20 protein-coding genes and 2 pseudogenes are annotated in these 20,055 nt (G+C 59.2%); 9 read left to right on the forward strand and 13 right to left on the reverse strand.

Annotation, left to right across the window (positions count from 1 at the left end):
- Positions 1–107: 107 nt before the first annotated feature.
- Genes AACY36_RS24015 through ureE form a run of 4 tightly spaced genes read right to left on the reverse strand, consistent with a single transcriptional unit; the run spans position 108 to position 2,501 of the window.
- Positions 108–680: a HupE/UreJ family protein gene (locus AACY36_RS24015; RefSeq protein ID WP_339415691.1), complete on the reverse strand. Its 573-nt coding sequence runs from the start codon at positions 678–680 to the stop codon at positions 108–110.
- A 22-nt stretch (positions 681–702) separates the two neighbouring features.
- Positions 703–1,317, reverse strand: coding sequence for an urease accessory protein UreG (gene ureG, locus AACY36_RS24020; protein ID WP_065874333.1), 615 nt, complete (start codon positions 1,315–1,317; stop codon positions 703–705).
- 12 nt (positions 1,318–1,329) lie between these two features.
- A complete protein-coding gene (locus tag AACY36_RS24025; RefSeq protein ID WP_339415692.1) occupies positions 1,330–2,004 on the reverse strand; it encodes an urease accessory protein UreF in 675 nt (224 codons plus the stop codon).
- Entirely contained in the window at positions 2,001–2,501 is a 501-nt protein-coding gene (gene ureE / locus AACY36_RS24030) for an urease accessory protein UreE (protein ID WP_049710268.1), read from the reverse strand. Before ureE ends, AACY36_RS24025 begins: the two co-directional genes overlap by 4 nt.
- A gap of 277 nt (positions 2,502–2,778) precedes the next feature.
- Between ureE and AACY36_RS24035 the strand changes: the two genes are divergently transcribed.
- Positions 2,779–3,276, forward strand: a complete 498-nt coding sequence (locus AACY36_RS24035; RefSeq protein ID WP_339415693.1) for a C40 family peptidase — start codon at positions 2,779–2,781, stop codon at positions 3,274–3,276.
- 5 nt (positions 3,277–3,281) lie between these two features.
- On the opposite strand, the gene AACY36_RS24040 is transcribed toward AACY36_RS24035, so the two are convergent.
- Together AACY36_RS24040 and AACY36_RS24045 are read right to left on the reverse strand one after the other, a co-directional pair.
- Positions 3,282–3,914 (reverse strand): TetR family transcriptional regulator, encoded by a 633-nt coding sequence (locus tag AACY36_RS24040; RefSeq protein ID WP_307387336.1) that lies wholly within the window; start codon positions 3,912–3,914, stop codon positions 3,282–3,284.
- A 151-nt stretch (positions 3,915–4,065) separates the two neighbouring features.
- Positions 4,066–4,467, reverse strand: coding sequence for a hypothetical protein (locus AACY36_RS24045; protein WP_339415700.1), 402 nt, complete (start codon positions 4,465–4,467; stop codon positions 4,066–4,068).
- A gap of 359 nt (positions 4,468–4,826) precedes the next feature.
- On the opposite strand from AACY36_RS24045, the gene AACY36_RS24050 reads away from it, so the two are divergent.
- Positions 4,827–6,896: an AsmA family protein gene (locus AACY36_RS24050; protein ID WP_339435822.1), complete on the forward strand. Its 2,070-nt coding sequence runs from the start codon at positions 4,827–4,829 to the stop codon at positions 6,894–6,896.
- Positions 6,897–6,982: 86 nt separating this feature from the next.
- Here the strand turns inward: AACY36_RS24050 and AACY36_RS28430 are convergent, their stop codons facing one another.
- The 4 genes and pseudogenes from AACY36_RS28430 to AACY36_RS28445 all read right to left on the reverse strand — a co-directional run.
- On the reverse strand, positions 6,983–7,420 hold the full coding sequence (locus AACY36_RS28430) for a methyl-accepting chemotaxis protein (RefSeq protein WP_370467830.1): 438 nt from the start codon (positions 7,418–7,420) through the stop codon (positions 6,983–6,985).
- Between the two features lie 99 nt (positions 7,421–7,519).
- Positions 7,520–8,296: pseudogene (locus tag AACY36_RS28435) on the reverse strand (PAS domain-containing protein); the annotation flags it as partial.
- A gap of 71 nt (positions 8,297–8,367) precedes the next feature.
- Positions 8,368–9,426 carry a methyl-accepting chemotaxis protein gene (locus tag AACY36_RS28440; RefSeq protein ID WP_370467831.1) on the reverse strand — a complete coding sequence of 353 codons (1,059 nt, stop codon included), beginning with the start codon at positions 9,424–9,426 and terminating at the stop codon, positions 8,368–8,370.
- A gap of 72 nt (positions 9,427–9,498) precedes the next feature.
- Positions 9,499–10,008, reverse strand: a pseudogene (locus AACY36_RS28445) (MCP four helix bundle domain-containing protein); the annotation flags it as partial.
- A gap of 264 nt (positions 10,009–10,272) precedes the next feature.
- Here AACY36_RS28445 and AACY36_RS24065 point away from each other — a divergent pair.
- Both AACY36_RS24065 and AACY36_RS24070 read left to right on the forward strand, forming a co-directional pair.
- Positions 10,273–10,746, forward strand: coding sequence for a thiol-disulfide oxidoreductase DCC family protein (locus AACY36_RS24065; protein ID WP_339415705.1), 474 nt, complete (start codon positions 10,273–10,275; stop codon positions 10,744–10,746).
- Positions 10,733–12,271, forward strand: coding sequence for a cryptochrome/photolyase family protein (locus AACY36_RS24070; RefSeq protein ID WP_339415831.1), 1,539 nt, complete (start codon positions 10,733–10,735; stop codon positions 12,269–12,271). The genes AACY36_RS24065 and AACY36_RS24070 overlap by 14 nt, the downstream gene beginning before the upstream one ends.
- Positions 12,272–12,364: 93 nt before the next feature.
- Here the strand turns inward: AACY36_RS24070 and AACY36_RS24075 are convergent, their stop codons facing one another.
- The gene (locus AACY36_RS24075; protein WP_065874325.1) at positions 12,365–12,895 is read right to left on the reverse strand and encodes a ferritin-like domain-containing protein; all 531 of its coding nucleotides are present in this window, start codon (positions 12,893–12,895) and stop codon (positions 12,365–12,367) included.
- 176 nt (positions 12,896–13,071) lie between these two features.
- On the opposite strand from AACY36_RS24075, the gene AACY36_RS24080 reads away from it, so the two are divergent.
- Positions 13,072–13,962 carry an esterase/lipase family protein gene (locus AACY36_RS24080; RefSeq protein ID WP_339415706.1) on the forward strand — a complete coding sequence of 297 codons (891 nt, stop codon included), beginning with the start codon at positions 13,072–13,074 and terminating at the stop codon, positions 13,960–13,962.
- A gap of 19 nt (positions 13,963–13,981) precedes the next feature.
- Here AACY36_RS24080 and AACY36_RS24085 read toward each other — a convergent pair whose 3' ends face one another.
- A complete protein-coding gene (locus AACY36_RS24085) occupies positions 13,982–14,857 on the reverse strand; it encodes a DMT family transporter (RefSeq protein ID WP_339427239.1) in 876 nt (291 codons plus the stop codon).
- A gap of 97 nt (positions 14,858–14,954) precedes the next feature.
- On the opposite strand from AACY36_RS24085, the gene AACY36_RS24090 reads away from it, so the two are divergent.
- The 3 genes from AACY36_RS24090 to AACY36_RS24100 all read left to right on the forward strand — a co-directional run bounded on the left by AACY36_RS24090 (position 14,955) and on the right by AACY36_RS24100 (position 17,318).
- Positions 14,955–15,743, forward strand: coding sequence for an AraC family transcriptional regulator (locus AACY36_RS24090; protein WP_339435825.1), 789 nt, complete (start codon positions 14,955–14,957; stop codon positions 15,741–15,743).
- 70 nt (positions 15,744–15,813) lie between these two features.
- A complete protein-coding gene (locus AACY36_RS24095; RefSeq protein ID WP_339415711.1) occupies positions 15,814–16,116 on the forward strand; it encodes a PsiF family protein in 303 nt (100 codons plus the stop codon).
- 188 nt (positions 16,117–16,304) lie between these two features.
- Positions 16,305–17,318, forward strand: coding sequence for an AI-2E family transporter (locus tag AACY36_RS24100; protein ID WP_339415712.1), 1,014 nt, complete (start codon positions 16,305–16,307; stop codon positions 17,316–17,318).
- A gap of 267 nt (positions 17,319–17,585) precedes the next feature.
- Here AACY36_RS24100 and AACY36_RS24105 read toward each other — a convergent pair whose 3' ends face one another.
- The gene (locus tag AACY36_RS24105; protein WP_339415713.1) at positions 17,586–18,854 is read right to left on the reverse strand and encodes an Hsp70 family protein; all 1,269 of its coding nucleotides are present in this window, start codon (positions 18,852–18,854) and stop codon (positions 17,586–17,588) included.
- Between the two features lie 238 nt (positions 18,855–19,092).
- Between AACY36_RS24105 and AACY36_RS24110 the strand changes: the two genes are divergently transcribed.
- Positions 19,093–20,031, forward strand: a complete 939-nt coding sequence (locus tag AACY36_RS24110) for a DnaJ C-terminal domain-containing protein (protein ID WP_339415715.1) — start codon at positions 19,093–19,095, stop codon at positions 20,029–20,031.
- Positions 20,032–20,055: the final 24 nt, after the last annotated feature.

Raw genomic sequence — 20,055 nt, forward strand, 5'->3', positions numbered from 1 at the left:
CAGGGGTGTAGGCGCGCATGGTAGCAGAGGGGCAGTTGTAAGTTGTGAGCTACAAGCTGCAAGTTGGCGCAAATCGGCGTCTACTTGCAGCTTGTAGCTTGCGGCTTTTAACTGGCAAGCAACCAAACCCCAGTCGCCGCCGACGCCGCCCCCGCAACCCGTACCAACGGCGCCGCAGCCGCCGGCAGGAAACGCACTACCGCATAACCCGCCGCGTGCAACACTGCCGTTGCGCCCACAAACCCAGCCGCATACGCCCAAGGGTTGGACATGTCCGGCAGCTCCAATCCGTGCGCTACGCCGTGGAACAGCGCGAACAATGCTGTCGCCCCCACCGCCACAAACAACGGCAGCCGCACCGCCAGCGCCACCGCCAGGCCCAGGGCCAGCACCGATGCAGCAATCCCGCTTTCCAGCGCTGGCAGTGCCAAGCCTTCAAAACCCAGCACGCCGCCAATCAGCATGGTGCCCACGAAGGTGCACGGCAATGCCCAGCGGGCGGCGCCTTTTTGTTGGGCGGCCCACAAACCGACGGCCACCATGGCCAACAAGTGGTCAATGCCACCCAAGGGATGGCTGATGCCGGCCACCAGGCCGTTGTCGCCGTGGCCCGGGTGAGCGAAGGCGAGGGCAGGGGCCAGCAGCAGGGCGGCGGCGGTGAAGAGTTTCTTGAGGCTCATAAACAGGCTCCTTGAGGGTTGGTCAGGCGGCGGTCAGCAGGCCTTGGCGTTCGATAAAGGCGACGATGTCATCCAGGCCGACACCGGTTTTCTGGTTGCTGAACACAAAGGGTTTACCGTTGCGCATGCGCTGGGTGTCGCTGTTCATCAGCTCCAGCGAGGCGCCCACCAGCGGTGCCAGGTCGATCTTGTTGATCACCAGCAGGTCGGATTTGCAAATACCAGGCCCGCCCTTGCGTGGCAGCTTGTCGCCGGCAGACACATCGATCACATAGATGGTCAGGTCCGACAGCTCGGGGCTGAAGGTGGCCGAAAGGTTGTCGCCGCCGGACTCCACCAGGATCAGGTCCAGGCCGGGGAAACGGCGGTTGAGCTGATCCACGGCTTCGAGGTTGATCGAGGCGTCTTCACGGATCGCCGTGTGCGGGCAGCCGCCGGTTTCCACGCCGATGATGCGCTCCGGCGCCAGGGCTTGGTTACGCACCAGGAAATCGGCGTCTTCGCGGGTATAGATGTCGTTGGTGACCACTGCCAGGTTGTAGCGATCACGCAGCGCAAGGCACAGCGCCAGGGTCAGGGCCGTCTTGCCGGAGCCCACCGGGCCGCCGATGCCAACACGTAAAGGTTGTGAGTTCATGTCTGTGTTCTCCTAGGAACGGAACAGGCGGCTGTACTGGCGCTCGTGGGCCATGCACGCCAGGGACAGGCCGAAAGCGGCGCTGCCGAAATGGGTAGGGTCGATGCGGCTGGCGTCCTGCTGGGCTTGTTGCAGCAGCGGCAGCAGTTCGCTGGTCAGGCGCTGGGCGGCTTGCTGGCCGAGGGGTAGGGTTTTCATCAGCACGGCCAATTGGTTTTCCAGCCAGCTCCACAACCACGCCGCCAGGGCATCAGCGGGGCTGATGCTCCAGGCGCGAGCGGCCAGGGCCCAGCCCAGGGCCAGATGCGGCTCGGCGCACCGCTCAAGAAATGCGCGGGCGGCGTCGTCCAGTTCCGGCAAGCCGCTGAGTAATTGCTGCAGCGAGTAGCCCATCTGCCGGCTCTCCTGATACAGCTCGCGGGTCTCGCGGCTGGCGCGATGCTCATCACACCATTGCGCCAGGCGCGGCCAATCCTCATCAAAGGCCGCTTGGCAATGTGCGAGCAGCAACGGTGCTTCGAAACGCGCAAGGTTGAGCAGCAACTGATCGCTGATCCAGCGTCGTGCAGTGGCCGCATCATTGACACGACCGTTCTCCACCGCCATTTCCAGGCCCTGGGAATAGCTGTAGCCGCCAATCGGCAATTGCGGACTGGCCAGACGCAACAGCGCCCAGGCTGGGTTCATAGACGCACGCCGAACTGATGCAGCTTGGGTGGGTAGTTGAAATCTTCATCGCCATGGCGCGAGTGATGGTGGCCGCCGCCGTAAGCACCGTGCTCCGGCTGGAAGGGCGCTTCAATGGTTTCGGTCTGCGCACCCAGCTGTTCGAGCATGGCCTTGAGCACGTAGTCGTCTAGCAGGCGCAACCAGCCGTCCCCTACCTGCAACGCCACATGGCGGTTACCCAGGTGATACGCCGCGCGAGTCAGTTCAAATGCGCTGCTGCAGGTGACGTGCAGCAGATGTTCAGGTCGGGCGCATACGCGTACGACGCGTCCGTCTTCAGCCTGTAGGAATTCGCCATCGTGCAGCGGCGGCTGGCCGCGCTCCAGGAAAAGGCCAACGTCTTCACCGTCGGCACTGAAACAGCGCAGGCGACTTTTGCTGCGTGCTTCGAAATTCAGCAGCAACTCGGCGGCCCAGAGGGCTTGAGGGGCTATTCGGCGGTGGATCACCAGCATCAGGAAGCTTCCAGCTATGAGCGATAGCACAGCTAGAGCAAGGGCCTTGCCAATGTCGATAGAGAGTAGGAATTGCCTGTAGGCAAGGGCGGTAGCGCCACTAAATGGAGCGAGGAAGGATTCTCTGCGTGCGCCAAAGTGGTGCGCGATTTTACTGATTGCACGCGCGATGGGCGTTTTCAGATTTTCCCTACAGGGCATGAGGATTCGGCATTCATCCGGTTACCTGCGAGATCATTAGTCTGTGCGCCGTGTTTACTCCACTGCGACGTTCATCATGTTCAAGTCATTTTGTTGCCTGGTTATTGTCAGTCTGTCTTTCGCCCTTTCATCGGCTTCGGCCAATCTGAAAGGCCATCCCCCTTTCAGCGCTTCACACAAAAAAGCGACTATCGACGATGTGGTCGACCGCGCCCACGAACTGCTGGGTACGCCTTACAAATGGGGTGGCACCTCGGCAGAGCAGGGCTTCGATTGCAGCAGCCTGCTGGTGTATCTGTTCAAGACTCAAGCCAACATCCGAATACCGCGCACCACAACGGCAATGCAACGTTCGACGGCTGCGACGGTCAAGCGCAACGCGCTCCAGCCCGGCGACGCGGTGTTTTTCAGAGGAAACGGAAGCGGCCAGGTCAGCCATGTGGGCCTTTATATAGGCGAGGGTAAATTTATCCATTCACCGCGCAGCGGCAAAAACATCCGTATCGATTCACTGAGCAACCGCTATTGGAACAAGCACTACACCATGGCCAAGCGTTTCCATTCGGCAGGCTGATTGCGTTATTCGGTGCTGCCCAGGCCTTGCCAGTGCTTCAAACCGATAAAGATAAAGCGCAATTGTTGTGTGATTTTCGCCTGCGGCGTGAGGTGGGCGGGCAGGGCTTGGGCTGGCGGGTCGATGATGTCGGGAAGGGTGGCGAACACACTTTTGACGATCAGGTCGGCCATCACGTGCAAGCCTTCGGCGTCCAGGTGCTGCAGTTTGGGCATGAAGGTGAGGTCAGCCGCCAGGTCGCGAGTGATGTCTTCGCGCAACGCCGCGATGGCTTGGCGCACGGCCAGGCAGCCGCCGTATTGCTCGCGGGCCAGGAACAGGAATTGCGAACGGTTGGCCGAAACCACATCGAGAAAGATCCGCACGGAGGCATCGATAATGCCGCCCATCACGAATTCGTTGTGGCGCACCAGGCGGATCGTAGCGCGAAAGGTCTGGCCGACCTCACTCACCAACACAAGCCCAAGCTGGTCCATATCGGCAAAGTGGCGATAAAAACCGGTGGGCACGATGCCAGCTGTCTTCGCCACTTCGCGCAGGCTCAGGCTGCCAAACCCACGGCCACATTCCATCAGATGGCGGGCTGCGTCCATCAAGGCGAGGCGGGTCTGTTGCTTCTGTTCGGCGCGGGGCAGCATGGGCGGGCAGACTTTGTTGGCAAGTACAGCGACGCACTCTAGCAAAACAGCTTTGCCGGCGTCGAACTTGGCGCGGGAAGTACGTGACGCGATCTACAGGAAAGCAAAAGCCCGATCGACAGATCGGGCTTTTTTCTGGGCCACCACAGGGTTAGCTCTGTGCTTGATGCAGTTCTTGCAAACGGTCAGCACCGCCTTCAACCAGGCCTTTCTGTTCCAGGCGATCACGGCCACCTTCGGCGACAGCATTACGTTCCAGCAGGCGATCAGCACCACCTTCAACCAGGCCTTTCTCTTCCAGGCGGTCGCGGCCGTTTTCGGTCAGGCCTTCGGTGTAAGCGCGTTTGTTGGCTTGCTCCGAACCATTTTCAGCAACAGCGCCTTTGGCGTAGTCACGGTTCTCTTCTTCTTGCGAGCCGCTGCGAGCGACGGTCTGGCTGAAATGAACGGCATCGGCTTTGACTTGTGGGGTGGCCTGTTCAACGGCTGGCAGGGCAAAGGCACTGGAAGCCAGGATGGATAACAGGACGGTAGCGAGTACTTGGCGTTTCATGATGGGTTGCTCCTTGGGAGGGCGATAAAGTGGGTACAGGGCTAATGCTACTCTCGATAAGTCGATATAAAAGTTCATAAACGCAATGGTAATAATCAACAGAATTGATTGTTCTGAGCGGAGGCTCTAGGCCGGGCCTCTCAAGCCCGCGGTTTTGCACCGGTGTGGGTATTTTCGACACGCCCGTGGGTAACAATGGTGCGCTGTCGTAGGTGGATTCTGTCGAAGTGGTCAGAAATTGATGTTTTTCCCGGCAAGTGACCGATTGGGTTAAACCCCCAGACGGTTTGCCAGTCGTAGTCGTATAAGCTGTCCATAAAGGCTGTGAACCAGCCAGTCGTATTCAGGAGTCCCGTGCAATGACGCGCACTCGTAAAATCGTCGCTTGGAGCTGCGCCAGCGTCGTTCTGTTAATTGCCGGGGTGGTATTGGTTCTGGTGTTCTTTGACTGGAACCGCATCAAGCCGCCCCTCAATGCCAAGGTTTCCGAAGAGCTGCATCGACCTTTTGCCATCAACGGCAACCTCGCGGTGGTGTGGGCACGTGAGCCCGATGAAGGCGGTTGGCGCGCCTGGGTGCCGTGGCCCCATGTGATTGCCGAAGACCTGACCCTGGGTAACCCCGACTGGTCGAAAACCCCGCAGATGGTCACGCTTAAAAAGGTCGAACTGCGCATTTCGCCGCTGGCGTTGCTGGTGCAGCGCGTGGTGATCCCGCGCATTGACCTCACTGAGCCGAGTGCGCAATTGCAGCGCCTGGCCGACGGCCGCGCCAACTGGACCTTCAAGTTCGACCCTAAGGACCCGAACGCCGAACCCTCCAACTGGGTGGTGGACATTGGCGCCATCGGCTTCGACAAGGGCCACGTGACCCTCGACGACCAGACCCTCAAGACCCAGCTGGATGTCATCATCGACCCGCTGGGCAAACCCGTGCCCTTTGGTGAAATCGTCGGCGACGCCGATGCCAAGAAGGCTTTGGAAAAGGGCTCGGCGCCGCAGGACTATGCGTTCGGCCTCAAGGTCAAAGGCCAGTACCACGGCCAGAAACTCGACGGCACCGGAAAGATCGGCGGCCTGCTGGCGTTGCAAGACGCGGCCAAGCCGTTTCCTTTGCAGGCTCAAGTCAAGATTGCGGACACCAGCATCGCCCTGGCCGGCACCCTCACGGATCCGCTGAATCTGGGGGCCCTGGACCTGCGCCTGAAACTCGCAGGTTCCAGCCTGGGCAACCTCTACCCACTGACCGGCGTGACCTTGCCGGATTCGCCGGCCTATTCCACCGATGGCCATCTGATCGCCAAGCTGCACGAAGCCAACGGCGCGTCGTTCCGCTACGAAAACTTCAACGGCAAGATCGGTAACAGCGATATTCACGGCAGCCTTGGCTACGTTGCCAGCCAGCCGCGCCCCAAACTCAGCGGCGCGTTGGTGTCCAACCAACTGCTGATGACCGACCTCGCCCCCCTGATCGGCGCCGACTCGAATGCCAAGCAAAAAGCCCGTGGCGGCGATAGCAAACAACCCGCGACCAAAGTGCTGCCGGTGGAAGAGTTCCGCACTGAGCGCTGGCGTGTCATGGATGCCGATGTGGCGTTCACCGGCAAGCGCATCGTGCACAGTGCCGATCTACCCTTCACCGACCTCTACACCCATTTGGTGCTCAATGACGGCGAACTGAGCCTGGAGCCCCTGCGTTTCGGCGTGGCCGGCGGCAAGCTGGATGCACAGATTCGCCTGAACGGGCGCACCGCACCGATGGAAGGTCGTGCCAAACTGACTGCGCGTAACTTCAAGCTCAAGCAGCTGTTCCCGACATTCGAACCGATGAAAACCAGCTTTGGTGAACTCAACGGCGACGCCGAGATTTCCGGTCGCGGCAACTCCGTGGCGGCATTGCTGGGCACCTCCAACGGTGACCTGAAGATGCTGATCAACGACGGCGCCATCAGCCGGGGCCTGATGGAAATCGCCGGGCTCAACGTGGGCAACTACGTGGTGGGCCGATTGTTTGGCGACAAGGAAGTGAAGATCAATTGCGCCGCGGCGGACTTCGGCATCAAGACTGGCCTGGCGACGACGCGGTTGTTTGTGTTTGATACCGAGAACGCCATTATCTATATCGATGGCACGGCGAACATGGCCACGGAGCAACTGGACTTGACCATCAACCCCGAATCGAAAGGTTTTCGACTGTTCTCCCTGCGTTCACCGCTGTACGTCAACGGGCCGTTTATCAAGCCGAATGCCGGTGTGAAAGCCATTCCTCTGGCGCTGCGTGGCGCGGGCATGGTGGCGCTGGGTGTGATCGCGGGGCCTGCGGCCGGTTTGCTGGCACTGATCGCACCCAGCGCCGACGCGCCTAACCAGTGCGCACCTTTGCTGCAACAGATGCGCGAAGGCAAAGCACCGAAAACAGTCAAAGGGTGATTGCTGAAAATCACCCGCTTGCCCATTAATCAAACGATGTGTCGCAACAGCGCTAGCGAACATTCTGCGCCAGCGCTGTTGCGACCCTAGGCAACCTGGGTCGCAAACCTGCCCACCGCATCGACCACTCGTTTGGCGCCATCCTGAATCTCAACAATGACGTGGCCAGCCTGGGTGGCGAGTTCAAGGCCTTGCTCTGCTTGGGATTTGCTGTTTGCCATCTCGGCGACGGTCTCATCCACCAGCTTCTGGTTCTGCAAGACAACCGATGCAATTTCTTCGGTAGCCGTGCTGGTGCGCCCAGCCAATTGCCGAACTTCATCCGCCACGACCGCAAAACCGCGCCCCTGCTCACCTGCGCGCGCAGCTTCAATCGCAGCGTTCAATGCCAGCAAGTTGGTTTGCTGGGCAATACTACTGATCGTCTGAATGATCGAGCTGATCAACAATGACTGCTTGCCGAGCGCTTCAACGCCGCCAGAGGCCGCCTGCATATCAACAGCGACTTTGCGCATGGTGTGCATCGTGTCGTTCACCACGACGGCGCCGCGCTGAGCCGTCACGTCAGTCTGCTGGGAGATTTCAAATGCAGTTTGGGCGGCTTCACTGACGGCTTGTTCACGGGCCACTTGGTCGGTGACAACCGTCGCAAACTTAACGACCTTGCAGAGTGTGCCTTCGGTGTCGTACACCGGGTTATAAGTCGCCTCCAGCCATACAGTCTGACCGCGACTGTCAATTCGTTCGAAGCGGCCAGCAACAAATTCACCCTTGTTCAACGTTGACCAAAAATCCTTGTAGTTCTGCGACGAGATTTCTTCTGGCTTGCAGAAAATACGGTGGTGACTGCCTTTCGCTTGGCTCAAGTTGTAGCCCATGGCTTTTAAGAACTGATCATTCGCGGTGAGCACATGCCCGGATAGATCGAACTCGATCACCGCCGTCGAACGCAGCAGCGCGTCAATGAACGAGGCGTTTTCCGAGGCTTTTTCTACGCGGGACGTAATGTTGGTCGCATAGCAAGCGATATGACTTAACAGGCCAGTCGCATCGGTTATCGGCTGCCAATGAGCATGAATCCACACTAACGAACCGTCAGCATGCAGGTAACGGTATTCGTCAGAGATCGATTTACCTGCGGCGATGGCGGCTCGAAAGTTGTGAAAGCACGGCAGCTTGGAGACGTACTGGGGGACGATATCGGCCATGGCACGGCCCAGAAGCTGATTCTGGGTATAGCCCAAGGCCTGTGCGAAGTTGTCGTTGCAGGCGGTAATTTTAAATGTCGAATCGATACTCAACGTCAGCATTTCATGGCTGAGTCCATCACGCAGTTGTCGCAGCTGCGCCAGCTCGGCTGTCTGAGATTGAAGCTGGTTCTTGATTTTGGTATTGAACATGGGGAAACCGCCTGTTGGGTCTTGATAAGGCTATCGGCAAAGTCAGCAGCTTGTTGAGTCCTTTGTGACGCCTAAGCAGCGCTGAAAAACGCAACTTTCGCAGTAAGGCGATCCGCCAACTGCGCGAGTGCCATGCTCGCCGTTGCCACTTGGCGTGAGCCGGTGGCGGACTGCACGGTGGAGCCGTGAATACGGTTGATGTTTTGCGCCACGTCTTCGGCCACGCTGTTCTGCTGCGAGGAGGCACTGGCGATTTGGGCGTTCATGTCGCTGATCGCACCCACCTGCTCGCTGATCTTGGCTAACGCACTCTGCGCCCTGCGGGTTTGCGCCACGGTTTGGCTTGCCAGCTCGCAGCTGTCACGCATGGTTCGCGAGGCGGTTTCAGTGCCCACTTGCAGCGTGCTGATCATCTCCCGAATTTCCTCGGTCGACCGCTGAGTCCGGTTGGCCAGCGAGCGCACCTCATCGGCGACTACCGCAAACCCGCGCCCATGTTCTCCAGCCCGCGCAGCCTCAATGGCGGCGTTCAGGGCCAGCAAGTTGGTTTGCGCAGCGATGGCGTTGATAACATCGATCACTGACTCGATCTTTTCGCTGTGTTTGGACACCTGGTTCACGGTGCCTGTGGTCTGCTCCAGCGTGACGGCCAGTTGTTCGATGGCCTGTGTGGTGCTAGCCACCAATCGATTGCCGCTTTCCACTTCTATATCAGCCAACCGGGACGCCTCAGCTGCCTGCGCGGCATACCCTGAGACTTCATTCACCGTTGCCGCCATTTGCGTGATGGCGGTGGCCACCTGCTCGGCTTCACGGGTTTGCAGGCTGATCTGGTCATTGTTGGCCGATGAGGTGGCAGACAATTGAGTCGACGAGTGATTGACCTCTTGGGCCGCCCTGCGCACTTGCTGGATAGTCTCTGCCAGGTGGCTAAGTGCGTCTTTTAATACGCCCATCACGCTATTGGGGTACTTCGTGGCAATCGTCTGATTCAGATCACCCGCAGCCAACCGCGCGATGGCTAATGCAACTTCCGTAGGCTCTGCGCCCAGCGTGGAGTTGACGAAGCGAATAATCACCGCCGACAACATAATGCTCAACAACAGGGCAATGCCGGTCGCGATGATCATCAGCGTACTGAACTGGCTGGCAGTGGCTTGCACCGCGCCAAGCTTCGCCTTGATCGACGCCTCTTCATAGTCGATCAGCGCATTCACGCGCTTGAGCCACTCGCTGTATTCCAAAGACGTTTGACGCATCAGCAGCGCTTGGGCTCCCGGAATATCGCCCGCTTGGCGCAGGGAGATTATCGCCTGGGTAGATGTCAGGGTTTGTTGTTCGATGGCCTTGATGGCGCTCAGCAATCGAACCTCTTCGGCGGTCACGCTGGTGCCTTTGAACAGCTGGTCCATAGGGGCCGCCGAGTCGGAGTAGGCCTTTTCCAGGGCTCGAATCTCATCCAAGTGTTTTTCCAGGTCCGCTTTGTTCGCCACCAGCACCGCATCCCGGATCGCAATGGCACGGTTATGCACGCTGCCACGGAAATTGATTGCGTAGCGCTGTACCTTCGCGGCGTTTTCGCTGACGTCGCCCAACGTGGAATCAATAAACGCCACGCGCTGAATGCCGATGGCAGTGATCACTACGAGAAGCGCCAGTATGGCCGCGAAGCTCAGCCCTATACGTGTGGCCAACGAAAGCGTTTTTTTCATGGCTAGCTCGGAAATTCGCCCTGCACTGGGCTGAGTTGATGCGAGTGGCACTATTAGCCACTCACGTTGAGTTCATTGACGATACGTCGACGCAATAGGGTCCATCCAGTTAGCAATACTCACTGCATTGATAGCTATGTGCTATCAGGCGAGGCCGCCGAGCTGGCTCCATCAAAAAACTAAATTCGCAGCGGTGTGGGTGCCCGTTGTCAGCGATGGATTTTGAGCATATCGTGCTATAAAACTTATACAGGAAGCGACTCATTGTACAAGAATTCGCGGTGGCCACTGACGCTTTATTTTGAGGGCGAGTGCCCACTTTGCGCTCGAGAAATCAAGCTTCTGAGTGCGCGCGCTACACCCGAACGCCTTCTATTTGTGGATATCAGCGATGCTGCCTTCGACGCCAACGCGCTGGGGTTCACGCGTGCACAAATGGAGGCATCACTGCACGCCAGGTTTGACGATGGAACCTGGGTCACCGGGCTGGACGCTACGCTCTGGAGCTGGCGAGCAGCGGGGCTCGGTATCTGGGCAGCACCGTTATCGTGGCGGTTGACCCGGCCATTTTTTAACGTGGGCTATCGTCTTTTTTGCCGCTGGCGTCCGCATTTGGCCTGGCTGCCTCATCCGGATGGCAGCGTTCGCTGTCGCAGTGGGCGCTGTGCAGTGCCAGCCCCCCAACCCCCCCCTGGCAGCCGGACGCCGCCGGTCAGAGTTATTGATGAAGAACGCTAACCGTTTGTGCCTGATCTTGGGTGATCAGCTATCGTTCGATCTCGCCTCGTTGCAGGGCTTGGATGCCCAAAGCGATACCGTGCTGCTTGTCGAGGTGATGGAGGAAGCCAGCCATGTCCCTCATCATCCGCAAAAAATCACCCTGATCTTCAGCGCCATGCGCCATTTCGCCGAGGCGCTACAGCAGCGGGGCGTTCGCGTGCAGTACGTTGCGCTCGATGATCCAGACAACACGGGGTCAGTGCCGAGCGAGTTACAGCGGTGGCAGGCGCTGATGCAAGCAGACGAAATACACATCACCGAATGCGGCGACTGGCGCTTGGAGCAATCGCTCAGGGACTGTGGCTTAGGCATAACGTGGCATTGCGACAGTCGTTTTCTCTGCACACGCACCGAGTTCTCCAATTGGGCACACGGCAAAAAGCAGCTGCGCATGGAATTCTTCTACAGAGAAATGCGGCGCAAGAGTGGATTGTTGCTCAAGGGTGATGGCAGCCCGGTCGGAGGTGCCTGGAACTTTGATGCAGAAAACCGCAAGGCGCTACCGAAGGGGGTTAGGCCTCCCTCACCCGCCCGATTTGCGCCCGACCCGATCACCCAGGAAGTGATGGCGTTGGTGGGCAAACATTTCGCCAGTCACTACGGCTCCCTCGACGCATTCGACTACCCGGTCACCCACGCCGACGCCCAGGCCCTGTGGGAATACTTTCTCGACTGGGGCTTGGCAGCCTTCGGCGACTATCAAGACGCCATGGCCAGCGACGAGCCTTTTCTGTTTCATGCCCGTATCAGCGCTGCGCTGAATATTGGCCTGCTCGATCTGCGTCAGTTGTGCGGCGATGTGGCGTCAGCCTACGAGTCGGGCAGCATTGCACTTAACGCTGCCGAAGGCTTTATTCGACAACTGATCGGCTGGCGAGAATATGTCCGAGGCGTCTACTGGCTGAAGATGCCTGACTATGCCGATGGCAATGTGTTCGGCAACACACGCTCGCTTCCAGCGTTCTACTGGACAGGCGAGACACAGATGAACTGCATGCGCCAAGCAATCAGCCAAAGCCTTGAGCATGCCTACGCTCACCATATCCAGCGGCTGATGGTCACCGGCAATTTCGCTCTGCTCGCCGGCATCGCACCGAGTCAGATTTGCGAATGGTACTTGGCCATCTACATGGACGCCTTCGACTGGGTGGAATTGCCCAATACCTTAGGCATGGTGATGCACGCCGATGGCGGTTACCTGGGCTCCAAACCCTATTGCGCAAGTGGCCAATACATCAAGCGGATGTCCGACTATTGCCGGGGCTGCGCCTACAAGGTGAGCGAAAGCACCACCGACGATGCTTGCCCTTTCAACGCGCTGTATTGGCACTTTCTGATGCGTCACGGTGACCGCTTACGCGGCAATCAACGCATGAGCATGATTTATAAAAATCTCGACCGTATGGCTGAATCCAAACAGCAGGCACTTTGGCAGCGTGGCCAGTGGTTGCTAGACACATTGGACGCCGGTGAGTCATTTTGAAAAAAACCAACGCTGACTCACCGCCGCCCACACAGACAAAAAGGGCGCGCTGGTTATCCAGCGCGCCCTTTTTGGTATTCCGGTTTTTTGGTATTACAGGCTTTCGAGAATATCCGCCATGTCGTCGGCGTGCTCTTCTTCCTGGGCCAGGATCTCCTCGAAGAGACGGCGCGTGGTCGGATCTTTGTCACCGATGTACTGGATGATTTCACGGTAGCTGTCCACCGCGATCCGTTCGGCCACCAGGTCTTCGTAGACCATTTCCTTCAAGCTGTTACCTGCCACGTATTGAGCGTGGGAGTTTTTCGACAGCAGATCCGGGTTGAACTCCGGTTCGCCGCCCAACTGCACGATGCGCTCGGCGAGTTTGTCGGCGTGCTCGGCTTCCTGAGTGGCGTGCTCGAGGAATTCTTCTGCGGCTACATGGGCTTTGACGCCGCTGGCCATGAAGTAATGGCGCTTGTAGCGCAGTACGCAGACCAATTCAGTGGCGAGCGAGCCGTTGAGCAAGCGGATGATTTCTTCGCGGTCGGCGTCGTAGCCTTCGGTCACGGCACCGTTTTCGACGTTCTGGCGGGCGCGTTGGCGCAGGGTTGCTACGTCAGTCAAGTTTGCTTCAGTCATCTCAATCTCCTGGTGCTAATCCGGTTTTACGCCACGCTCTACCGGCGTGATCGCTCCACGTTGTGAGTGTTGGCTGAAGCAAAAAGTTTTATCGAATTTACCCTGGGCTTCATCTACATGACTTGAGGTTGGCCTACGCTGCAGGGCAACTGCGCATTTTCGAGGCCGTTCGCACCATGCCGAAGTCGTTAGCCACGTGTTACCCGTTGGTGCTAGTACCCGGCATGCTCGGTTTTGTGCGCCTGGGACTGTTTCCCTATTGGTACGGCATTGTTCCTGCACTACGCGCGGGGGGCGCCCAAGTGTATCCAGTGCAGGTGGCGCCGCTCGATTCCAGCGAAGTGCGCGGCGAGCAATTGCTGGTGCAGATCGAGCGCATCCGCCGCGAAACCGGAGCCGCCAAGGTCAACCTGATCGGCCACAGCCAGGGCTCGCTCACCGCGCGATATGCGGCGGCCAAGCGACCGGAGTGGGTGGCGTCGGTGACGTCGGTGGCTGGGCCTAATCATGGTTCGGAGCTGGCCGACCATATCCACACCCATTATCCCGTCGACGGCGCCAAGGGCCGGATCATGAGCGCGCTGTTTCACCTGGTTGCCTGGGTGATGGGCGTGCTGGAAACCGGCTATCGCGGTCCGCGCTTCAAGACGGATCTGCAGGCGTCCCATAGGTCCCTGACCAGCGCGGGTGTGGCGCTGTTCAATCAGCAATATCCACAAGGATTGCCCGAGACCTGGGGCGGGCAGGGCGCCGAAGAGGTCAATGGGGTGCGCTATTACTCGTGGTCCGGCACCTTGCAGCCGGGCATCACTGACCGTGGTCGTAACCTGTTCGACGGTACGCACCGCAGTTGCCGTTTGTTCGCCCGCAGCTTTGTGCGGGAAAAGGGTCAGTGCGATGGCATGGTAGGGCGCTATAGCTCACACCTGGGGTTGGTGATCGGTGATGACTACCCCTTGGACCATTTCGATATCGTCAACCAATCGCTGGGCCTAGTGGGAAAGGGGGCCGAGCCTATTCGGTTGTTTGTCGAGCATGCACAAAGGCTCAAGGCTGCTGGGGTGTAGCTGTGAGAGCAGGCTGTGTTCAGGCATTACTGACGGGGGTAGTCCATCGCTCCGACAAAATCACCCCGCCCAACGTCAGCAAACCGCCCACCAAGTGGTACAGCGCCAACTTTTCCTTCAACACCGCCGCCGCAATCAGCGCGGTGATCAACGGCAGCAGGTTGAAAAACAGCGTGGTGCGGCTCGGGCCCAAGGTCTTCACTGAATGCATCCACGCCAGCGGCGCCAGCATCGAGGCCAGCAGGCACGCATACAGCACCAGTGGAATATTCGCCCAGCCAAGGCCGGCTTTTGCCGAGAACAGGAACAGCGGAAACAGCACCACCACGGCCACCAGCACCTGCAAATACAGCAACACCAAGGGTGGCAAGCGCAGTTGCCATTTTTTCAGCAGGGTGCTGTAGACCGCGTAGGCCAGGGTGGCGACCAGCATCATGCCGTCACCCAGGTTGACCCCGTGTTGCAGCAGTACGCCCAGGCTGCCCGCCGACACCACCACGACTACGCCGGCAAACGACAGCACAGCACCGGTCAGTGCGCCGTAGGTCAGGCGCTGGCCAAGGCTGATGATGGCCGCCGTCAGTGCCATCAACGGCATCAGCGACAGGATAATGCCCATGTTGGTGGCGCTGGTCAGCGTAGCGGCGTAATACGCCAGGCTCTGGTACACCGCCATGCCCAGCACGCCGAGGATGAAGATCTTGCCCAGGTTCGGGCGGATCAACGGCCAGTTGGCAATCACCGGCTTGAGCATGAACGGCGTAAACAGCAGCGCGGCCAGCAACCAGCGGTAAAAACCGATTTCAGCGGGAAAGATCGAACCCACCGCCAGTTTGTTGACCACGGTGTTGCCGGCCCAGATAAAAATGGCCAGCAGGGGATAAGCGTATTGCATCGAAAGAAACCAGGCGTGTTGATGAGGCAGGATTATCCCTTGTCTGGATTGAAGCTTATACTTCGATCCAGACAAGTGACCGCTGTATCCAGACAAAATGGCCAAGCACAACGTACGCCTTCAGGATTTCCCCCAGCTGCCGAGCCCGGTGTACTTGCGCTATTCTGATTTCGCCCCGGACACTGAATGCACCCCGCACCAGCATTTCTGGGGCTCGCTGGATTACTCCGCCAGCGGCGTGATGCGCATGGAAGTGGCCGGCAGCCGCTTCATGTCACCGCCGCAATACGCGGTGTGGGTGCCGCCGCACACCGAACACAGCTCCTACAACGCCGAGGCGATTGTCTACCACTCGGTGGGCCTTGCCCCGGAACTCTGCGAGCCACTGCCGCAACAGCCTTGCACCCTGGCCATCAGCGATATCCTCAAGGCCATCCTTCGCGACTTCGCACAGCGCGACGTGCATATGCCGCAGACCGCATCCGATATCCGCCTGGCCCAAGTGCTGGTGGACCAGCTCAAACAGGCGCCGATCCACGAGTGCTTCCTGCCCTACGCCCGCCACCCCGGGTTGCTCGCAGTATTGGAAGGCATGCAGACCGACCCCGCAGACAACCGCCCCCTGGCACATTGGGCCGAGCAGATACACGTGAGCGAACGCACCCTGGCGCGTCAGTTTGTGCGCGAACTCGGCATGAGCTTTGGTGAATGGCGCCAGCGCCTGCGCTACCTGGCGGCCATCGAAGCCCTCGACAGCGAGCGCAGCGTGCAACATGTGGCATTCGACTTGGGCTACAGCACCGCCTCGGCTTTTATCGCCATGTTCCAACGCCAGGCGGGTTGTACCCCGGAGCATTATCGGCGCACGCATATACGCAGTCGGTGAAGATGTAGCAGGTTTTGACTACACTGCTGGAAGGCCGTGCTCTCCGGCACGGTAACAGGGAGAAAACTCCATGAAGATGCTGCGAATTCCGCTGTTGATGATGGGCCTGCTGTTGTGTTCCCAGGGCTTTGCCGCCACCGCCCAGCAAAACAAAATGACCACCTGCAACGCTGAAGCCTCCACCAAGACGCTCAAGGGCGACGAGCGCAAGGCCTTCATGAAAACCTGCCTGTCCGCCCCGGCGGCCAACGACGCCAAGACCCTGACCCCGCAGCAGCAGAAGATGAAGGATTGCAATGCATCGGCGAAAACCAAGACGCTGACGGGCGATGCGCGCAAAACCTTTATGAGCACTTGCCTGAAAGGCAGCTGAGTACGCGAATCTCCTGTGGGCTTGCTTTCGAAAGCCGTTTTTCGTTCAACACATCAGTGACTGAACCACCGCCTTCGCGAGCAAGCCCGCTCCCACACTGGCCGTGTTCACAACACTAAGACCTCTCGCTTGATTTCCCCAAGGCTGGCAGACTGCCCATCCTTTAACGCCGTTCGTTTTGAGGCTGTATGCCAACGTTTTCTCAGCGTCATGTGTTGTTGCAGGCCAGCTACATCATCATTTTCGGCGGATTGCTGCTGGTACTGCCGCTCAAATTGCTGCCCAGCCTGCTGGCCGGCCTGCTGGTCTATGAGCTGGTCAACATGCTCACCCCCCAACTGCAACGGCTGATCGAAGGTCGGCGCGCGCGTTGGCTGGCGGTGGCTCTGCTTGGCACCCTGATCGTCAGCGTACTGACGCTGATCTTTGCCGGCGCCATCAGCTTCCTGCTCCACGAAGCGGAAAATCCCGGAGCTTCCCTCGACAAATTCATGGGCGTGGTCGACCGCGCGCGCGGCCAACTGCCGCCGTTTCTCGATGCTTACCTGCCCGCCAGCGCTGCCGAATTCCGCGTGGCCATCGGCGATTGGCTGAGTAAACACCTGAGCGAACTGCAGCTTGTTGGTAAGGATGCCGCGCATATGTTCGTCACCCTGCTGATCGGCATGGTGCTCGGCGCGATCATCGCCTTGCAGCGCGTGCCCGACCTGACCAAACGCAAACCCTTGGCCGCCGCCCTGTTTGATCGCCTGCACTTGCTGGTCCAGGCCTTTCGCAACATTGTTTTCGCCCAGATCAAAATCGCCGCACTCAACACCGCATTCACCGCTGTATTCCTAGCCGTGGTGCTGCCGCTGTGCGGGATTCACCTGCCGCTGACCAAAACCCTGATCGTGCTCACCTTCCTGCTCGGCTTGCTGCCGGTGATCGGCAACCTGATGTCCAACACCCTGATCACCATCGTCGCGCTGTCGCTGTCGATCTGGGTGGCGGTGGCGGCGTTGGGGTATCTGATTGTTATCCACAAGGTCGAGTACTTCCTCAACGCGCGGATCGTGGGTGGGCAGATCAGTGCCAAATCGTGGGAGTTGTTGCTGGCGATGCTGGTGTTTGAAGCCGCGTTTGGTTTGCCGGGGGTGGTGGCGGGGCCGATTTATTATGCGTATTTGAAGAGTGAGCTGAAGCTGGGCGGGATGGTTTAGGGGCAGTTGCGAGTGGCGAGTTGCAAGCGGCAAGCGGCAAGTAAAAGCGGGTTTGCGTTTGCTTGGGGCCAATCGCACCCATCCCGCAACAGTTGTGCGAAGTCGTGGAGCGCTACGGCGTCACTACTGAGTAGGGGGGAAGATGTACGCAGGTCAAAATGTGGGAGCGGGCTTGCTCGTGAATGCGGTGGATCAGTCAGAGTCAGCTTTGACTGACACTTCCCTATTCGCGAGCAAGCCCGCTTCACACATTTGAACCGCAGTGTTTCAGCAGCCGTATCGCTTGCTCGCCTCAATCGCCAGCCCGCTGCCGATGCTGCCAAAGATATTCCCTTCCACATGCCGCGCATTTGGCAGCATGGCCGAGATGCTGTGACGCAGTGCCGGAATCCCGCTGGAACCGCCGGTAAAGAACACCGTGTCTACCTGCGCCACACTGACCGATGCATCGTTGAGCAACTGCGTCACACTGCCGCGCACGCGCTCCAGCAAGCCGTCGATGGCCGACTCGAACAGCGCCCGGCTCAGCTCCACGCTCAGCCCCGGCTCAACCCGGTCCAGCGCCACATGGCGGCTGTCTTCATGGGTCAGCTGGATCTTGGTTTCTTCCACTTCCATCGCCAACCAGTGCCCGGCGCGCTGTTCGATCAGCTTGAACAGGCGATCGATACCACCGGTGTCCTCGATGTCATAGCGCATGCTGCCCAACGCCAGCTGGGATTTCTGCGAGTACACCGAGTTGATGGTGTGCCAGGTGGCGAGGTTCATGTGATGGCTGGTGGGCATGTAGGCGCCACTTTTCATGCGGCTGCCGTAGCCAAACAACGGCATCATGCCTTGCAGGCTCAGTTGTTTATCGAAGTCGGTACCGCCGATGTGCACGCCGCCGGTGGCGAGGATGTCGTCGTGGCGGTTGTCGTTGTGACGACGGTCCGGCGACAGGCGCACCAGCGAGAAGTCTGACGTACCCCCGCCGATGTCGACGATCAGTACCAGCTCTTCCTTCTCGATGGTGGACTCGTAGTCGAAGGCGGCGGCAATCGGTTCGTACTGGAACGAGATGTCCTTGAAGCCGATCTTGCGCGCAACGTCGACCAGGGTGTTTTCCGCTTCCTGGTCGGCCATCGGGTCGTCATCGACGAAAAACACCGGGCGGCCCAGCACCACTTCTTCGAACTCACGGCCGGCGTTTGCTTCGGCGCGGCTCTTGAGTTGGCCGATAAACAGCGCCAGCAAGTCGGTGAAGGGCATTGCGGTGCCGAGCACGCTGGTGTCGTGCTTGATCAACTTGGAACCCAGCAGGCTCTTGAGCGAGCGCATCAGCCGGCCTTCGTAGTTTTCCAGGTACTCATGCAGGGCCAGGCGGCCGTAGACCGGACGACGCTCCTCGAAGTTGAAGAACACCACCGACGGCAGGGTGATTTTGTCGTCCTCCAGCGCGATAAGCGTTTCCATGCCGGGACGGATCCAGCCGACGGTGGAGTTGGACGTGCCAAAGTCGATACCGCAGGCACGGGCTGGGGATGGGTTTTTCATGTCTATCAGGTTCCGGTCGAAAAACGGCCGCGCAGTGTATGCGAGTCGAAGGCGGATGCGTAGGCCGGCCATCCGTTTAATCAAGCTTGAAACCTGGGGATTTGCCCCAATATCTGCTGCATACGGCAAGTGCCGAAAACATTTTGACGCACCCCCAGGCCACAAGACTCTACAGGTGCAATACAGCGCACGTTGTGCCCCGGGCTGTGCGATCTCGATTTAGGAGGGTGAACCGCCGATGGATTTCAAAGACTACTACAAGATTCTGGGTGTCGAGCCGACGGCCGATGACAAAGAAATCAAGGCCGCGTATCGCAAACTCGCGCGCAAATATCACCCGGATGTGAGCAAGGAGAAAGACGCCGAAGCCAAGTTCAAGGACGCGTCCGAAGCCTATGAAGCGCTTAAAAGCGCCGACAAGCGCGCCGAGTACGACGAGCTGCGCAAATACGGCCAGCATGGCCAGCCATTCCAGGGGCCACCAGGCTGGCAGAGCCGTGGTGGCTATGGCGGTGGTGGTGGCGGTGAGGATTTTTCGGACTTCTTCAGCTCCATCTTCGGCTCCCGCGGCGATGCCTTTGGTGGCGGCCAGCGTCGCCCTGCCGGGCGCAAGGGCCAGGATGTGGAGATGCAGCTCACCGTGTCGCTTGAAGAGACGCTGTCGACCGAGTCCAAGCCGATCAGCTTCCAGGTGCCGCAATACGACGCCTCGGGCCGGCATGTGAGCAATACCACCAAGAGCCTGAACGTGAAGATCCCCGCCGGCGTGGCCGACGGTGAGCGCATCCGCCTCAAGGCGCAAGGCGCGCCGGGTATTGGCGGTGGGGCCAATGGCGACCTGTACCTGATCATCAAGTTTGCGCCGCACCCGAAGTTTGAAGTGGAAGGTGAAAACCTGATCATCAACTTGCCGCTGGCACCTTGGGAGCTGGCGCTGGGCACGGAAGTGGCAGTCCCGACCCTCACCGGCAAGATCAACCTCAAGGTTCCAGCCGGCAGCCAAAATGGTCAGCGCGTGCGCGCCAAGGGGCATGGCTTGTTGAACAAGGCCGGGGAGCGCGGCTTCCTGTACATACAGCTCAAGGCCGTGATGCCCAAGCAGGCGGATGACGAGACCATCGCCCTGTGGCAGGAATTGGCGAAAAAAGCTGCGTTCAATCCACGAGAACACTTCTAAACCTTCATCGCTACATTTATCTAC

Source organism: Pseudomonas sp. EA_15y_Pfl1_P101, assembly GCF_963970835.1.
Taxonomy (GTDB): Bacteria; Pseudomonadota; Gammaproteobacteria; order Pseudomonadales; family Pseudomonadaceae; genus Aquipseudomonas; species Aquipseudomonas tritici.

Excerpts from the sequence above, each read along its gene's own strand:
- AACY36_RS24050 (WP_339435822.1), top strand. The coding sequence starts at position 4,827 with ATGACGCGCACTCGTAAAATCGTCGCTTGGAGCTGCGCCAGCGTCGTT.
- AACY36_RS24105 (WP_339415713.1), bottom strand. The coding sequence starts at position 18,854 with ATGAAAAACCCATCCCCAGCCCGTGCCTGCGGTATCGACTTTGGCACG.
- AACY36_RS24045 (WP_339415700.1), bottom strand. The coding sequence starts at position 4,467 with ATGAAACGCCAAGTACTCGCTACCGTCCTGTTATCCATCCTGGCTTCC.
- AACY36_RS24025 (WP_339415692.1), bottom strand. The coding sequence starts at position 2,004 with ATGAACCCAGCCTGGGCGCTGTTGCGTCTGGCCAGTCCGCAATTGCCG.
- AACY36_RS24080 (WP_339415706.1), top strand. The coding sequence starts at position 13,072 with ATGCCGAAGTCGTTAGCCACGTGTTACCCGTTGGTGCTAGTACCCGGC.
- AACY36_RS24035 (WP_339415693.1), top strand. The coding sequence starts at position 2,779 with ATGTTCAAGTCATTTTGTTGCCTGGTTATTGTCAGTCTGTCTTTCGCC.
- AACY36_RS28440 (WP_370467831.1), bottom strand. The coding sequence starts at position 9,426 with ATGATCATCGCGACCGGCATTGCCCTGTTGTTGAGCATTATGTTGTCG.
- ureG (WP_065874333.1), bottom strand. The coding sequence starts at position 1,317 with ATGAACTCACAACCTTTACGTGTTGGCATCGGCGGCCCGGTGGGCTCC.
- AACY36_RS24015 (WP_339415691.1), bottom strand. The coding sequence starts at position 680 with ATGAGCCTCAAGAAACTCTTCACCGCCGCCGCCCTGCTGCTGGCCCCT.
- ureE (WP_049710268.1), bottom strand. The coding sequence starts at position 2,501 with ATGCTGGTGATCCACCGCCGAATAGCCCCTCAAGCCCTCTGGGCCGCC.
- AACY36_RS24110 (WP_339415715.1), top strand. The coding sequence starts at position 19,093 with ATGGATTTCAAAGACTACTACAAGATTCTGGGTGTCGAGCCGACGGCC.
- AACY36_RS24085 (WP_339427239.1), bottom strand. The coding sequence starts at position 14,857 with ATGCAATACGCTTATCCCCTGCTGGCCATTTTTATCTGGGCCGGCAAC.
- AACY36_RS28430 (WP_370467830.1), bottom strand. The coding sequence starts at position 7,420 with ATGCACACCATGCGCAAAGTCGCTGTTGATATGCAGGCGGCCTCTGGC.
- AACY36_RS24090 (WP_339435825.1), top strand. The coding sequence starts at position 14,955 with ATGGCCAAGCACAACGTACGCCTTCAGGATTTCCCCCAGCTGCCGAGC.
- AACY36_RS24100 (WP_339415712.1), top strand. The coding sequence starts at position 16,305 with ATGCCAACGTTTTCTCAGCGTCATGTGTTGTTGCAGGCCAGCTACATC.
- AACY36_RS24095 (WP_339415711.1), top strand. The coding sequence starts at position 15,814 with ATGAAGATGCTGCGAATTCCGCTGTTGATGATGGGCCTGCTGTTGTGT.
- AACY36_RS24040 (WP_307387336.1), bottom strand. The coding sequence starts at position 3,914 with ATGCTGCCCCGCGCCGAACAGAAGCAACAGACCCGCCTCGCCTTGATG.
- AACY36_RS24075 (WP_065874325.1), bottom strand. The coding sequence starts at position 12,895 with ATGACTGAAGCAAACTTGACTGACGTAGCAACCCTGCGCCAACGCGCC.
- AACY36_RS24070 (WP_339415831.1), top strand. The coding sequence starts at position 10,733 with ATGAAGAACGCTAACCGTTTGTGCCTGATCTTGGGTGATCAGCTATCG.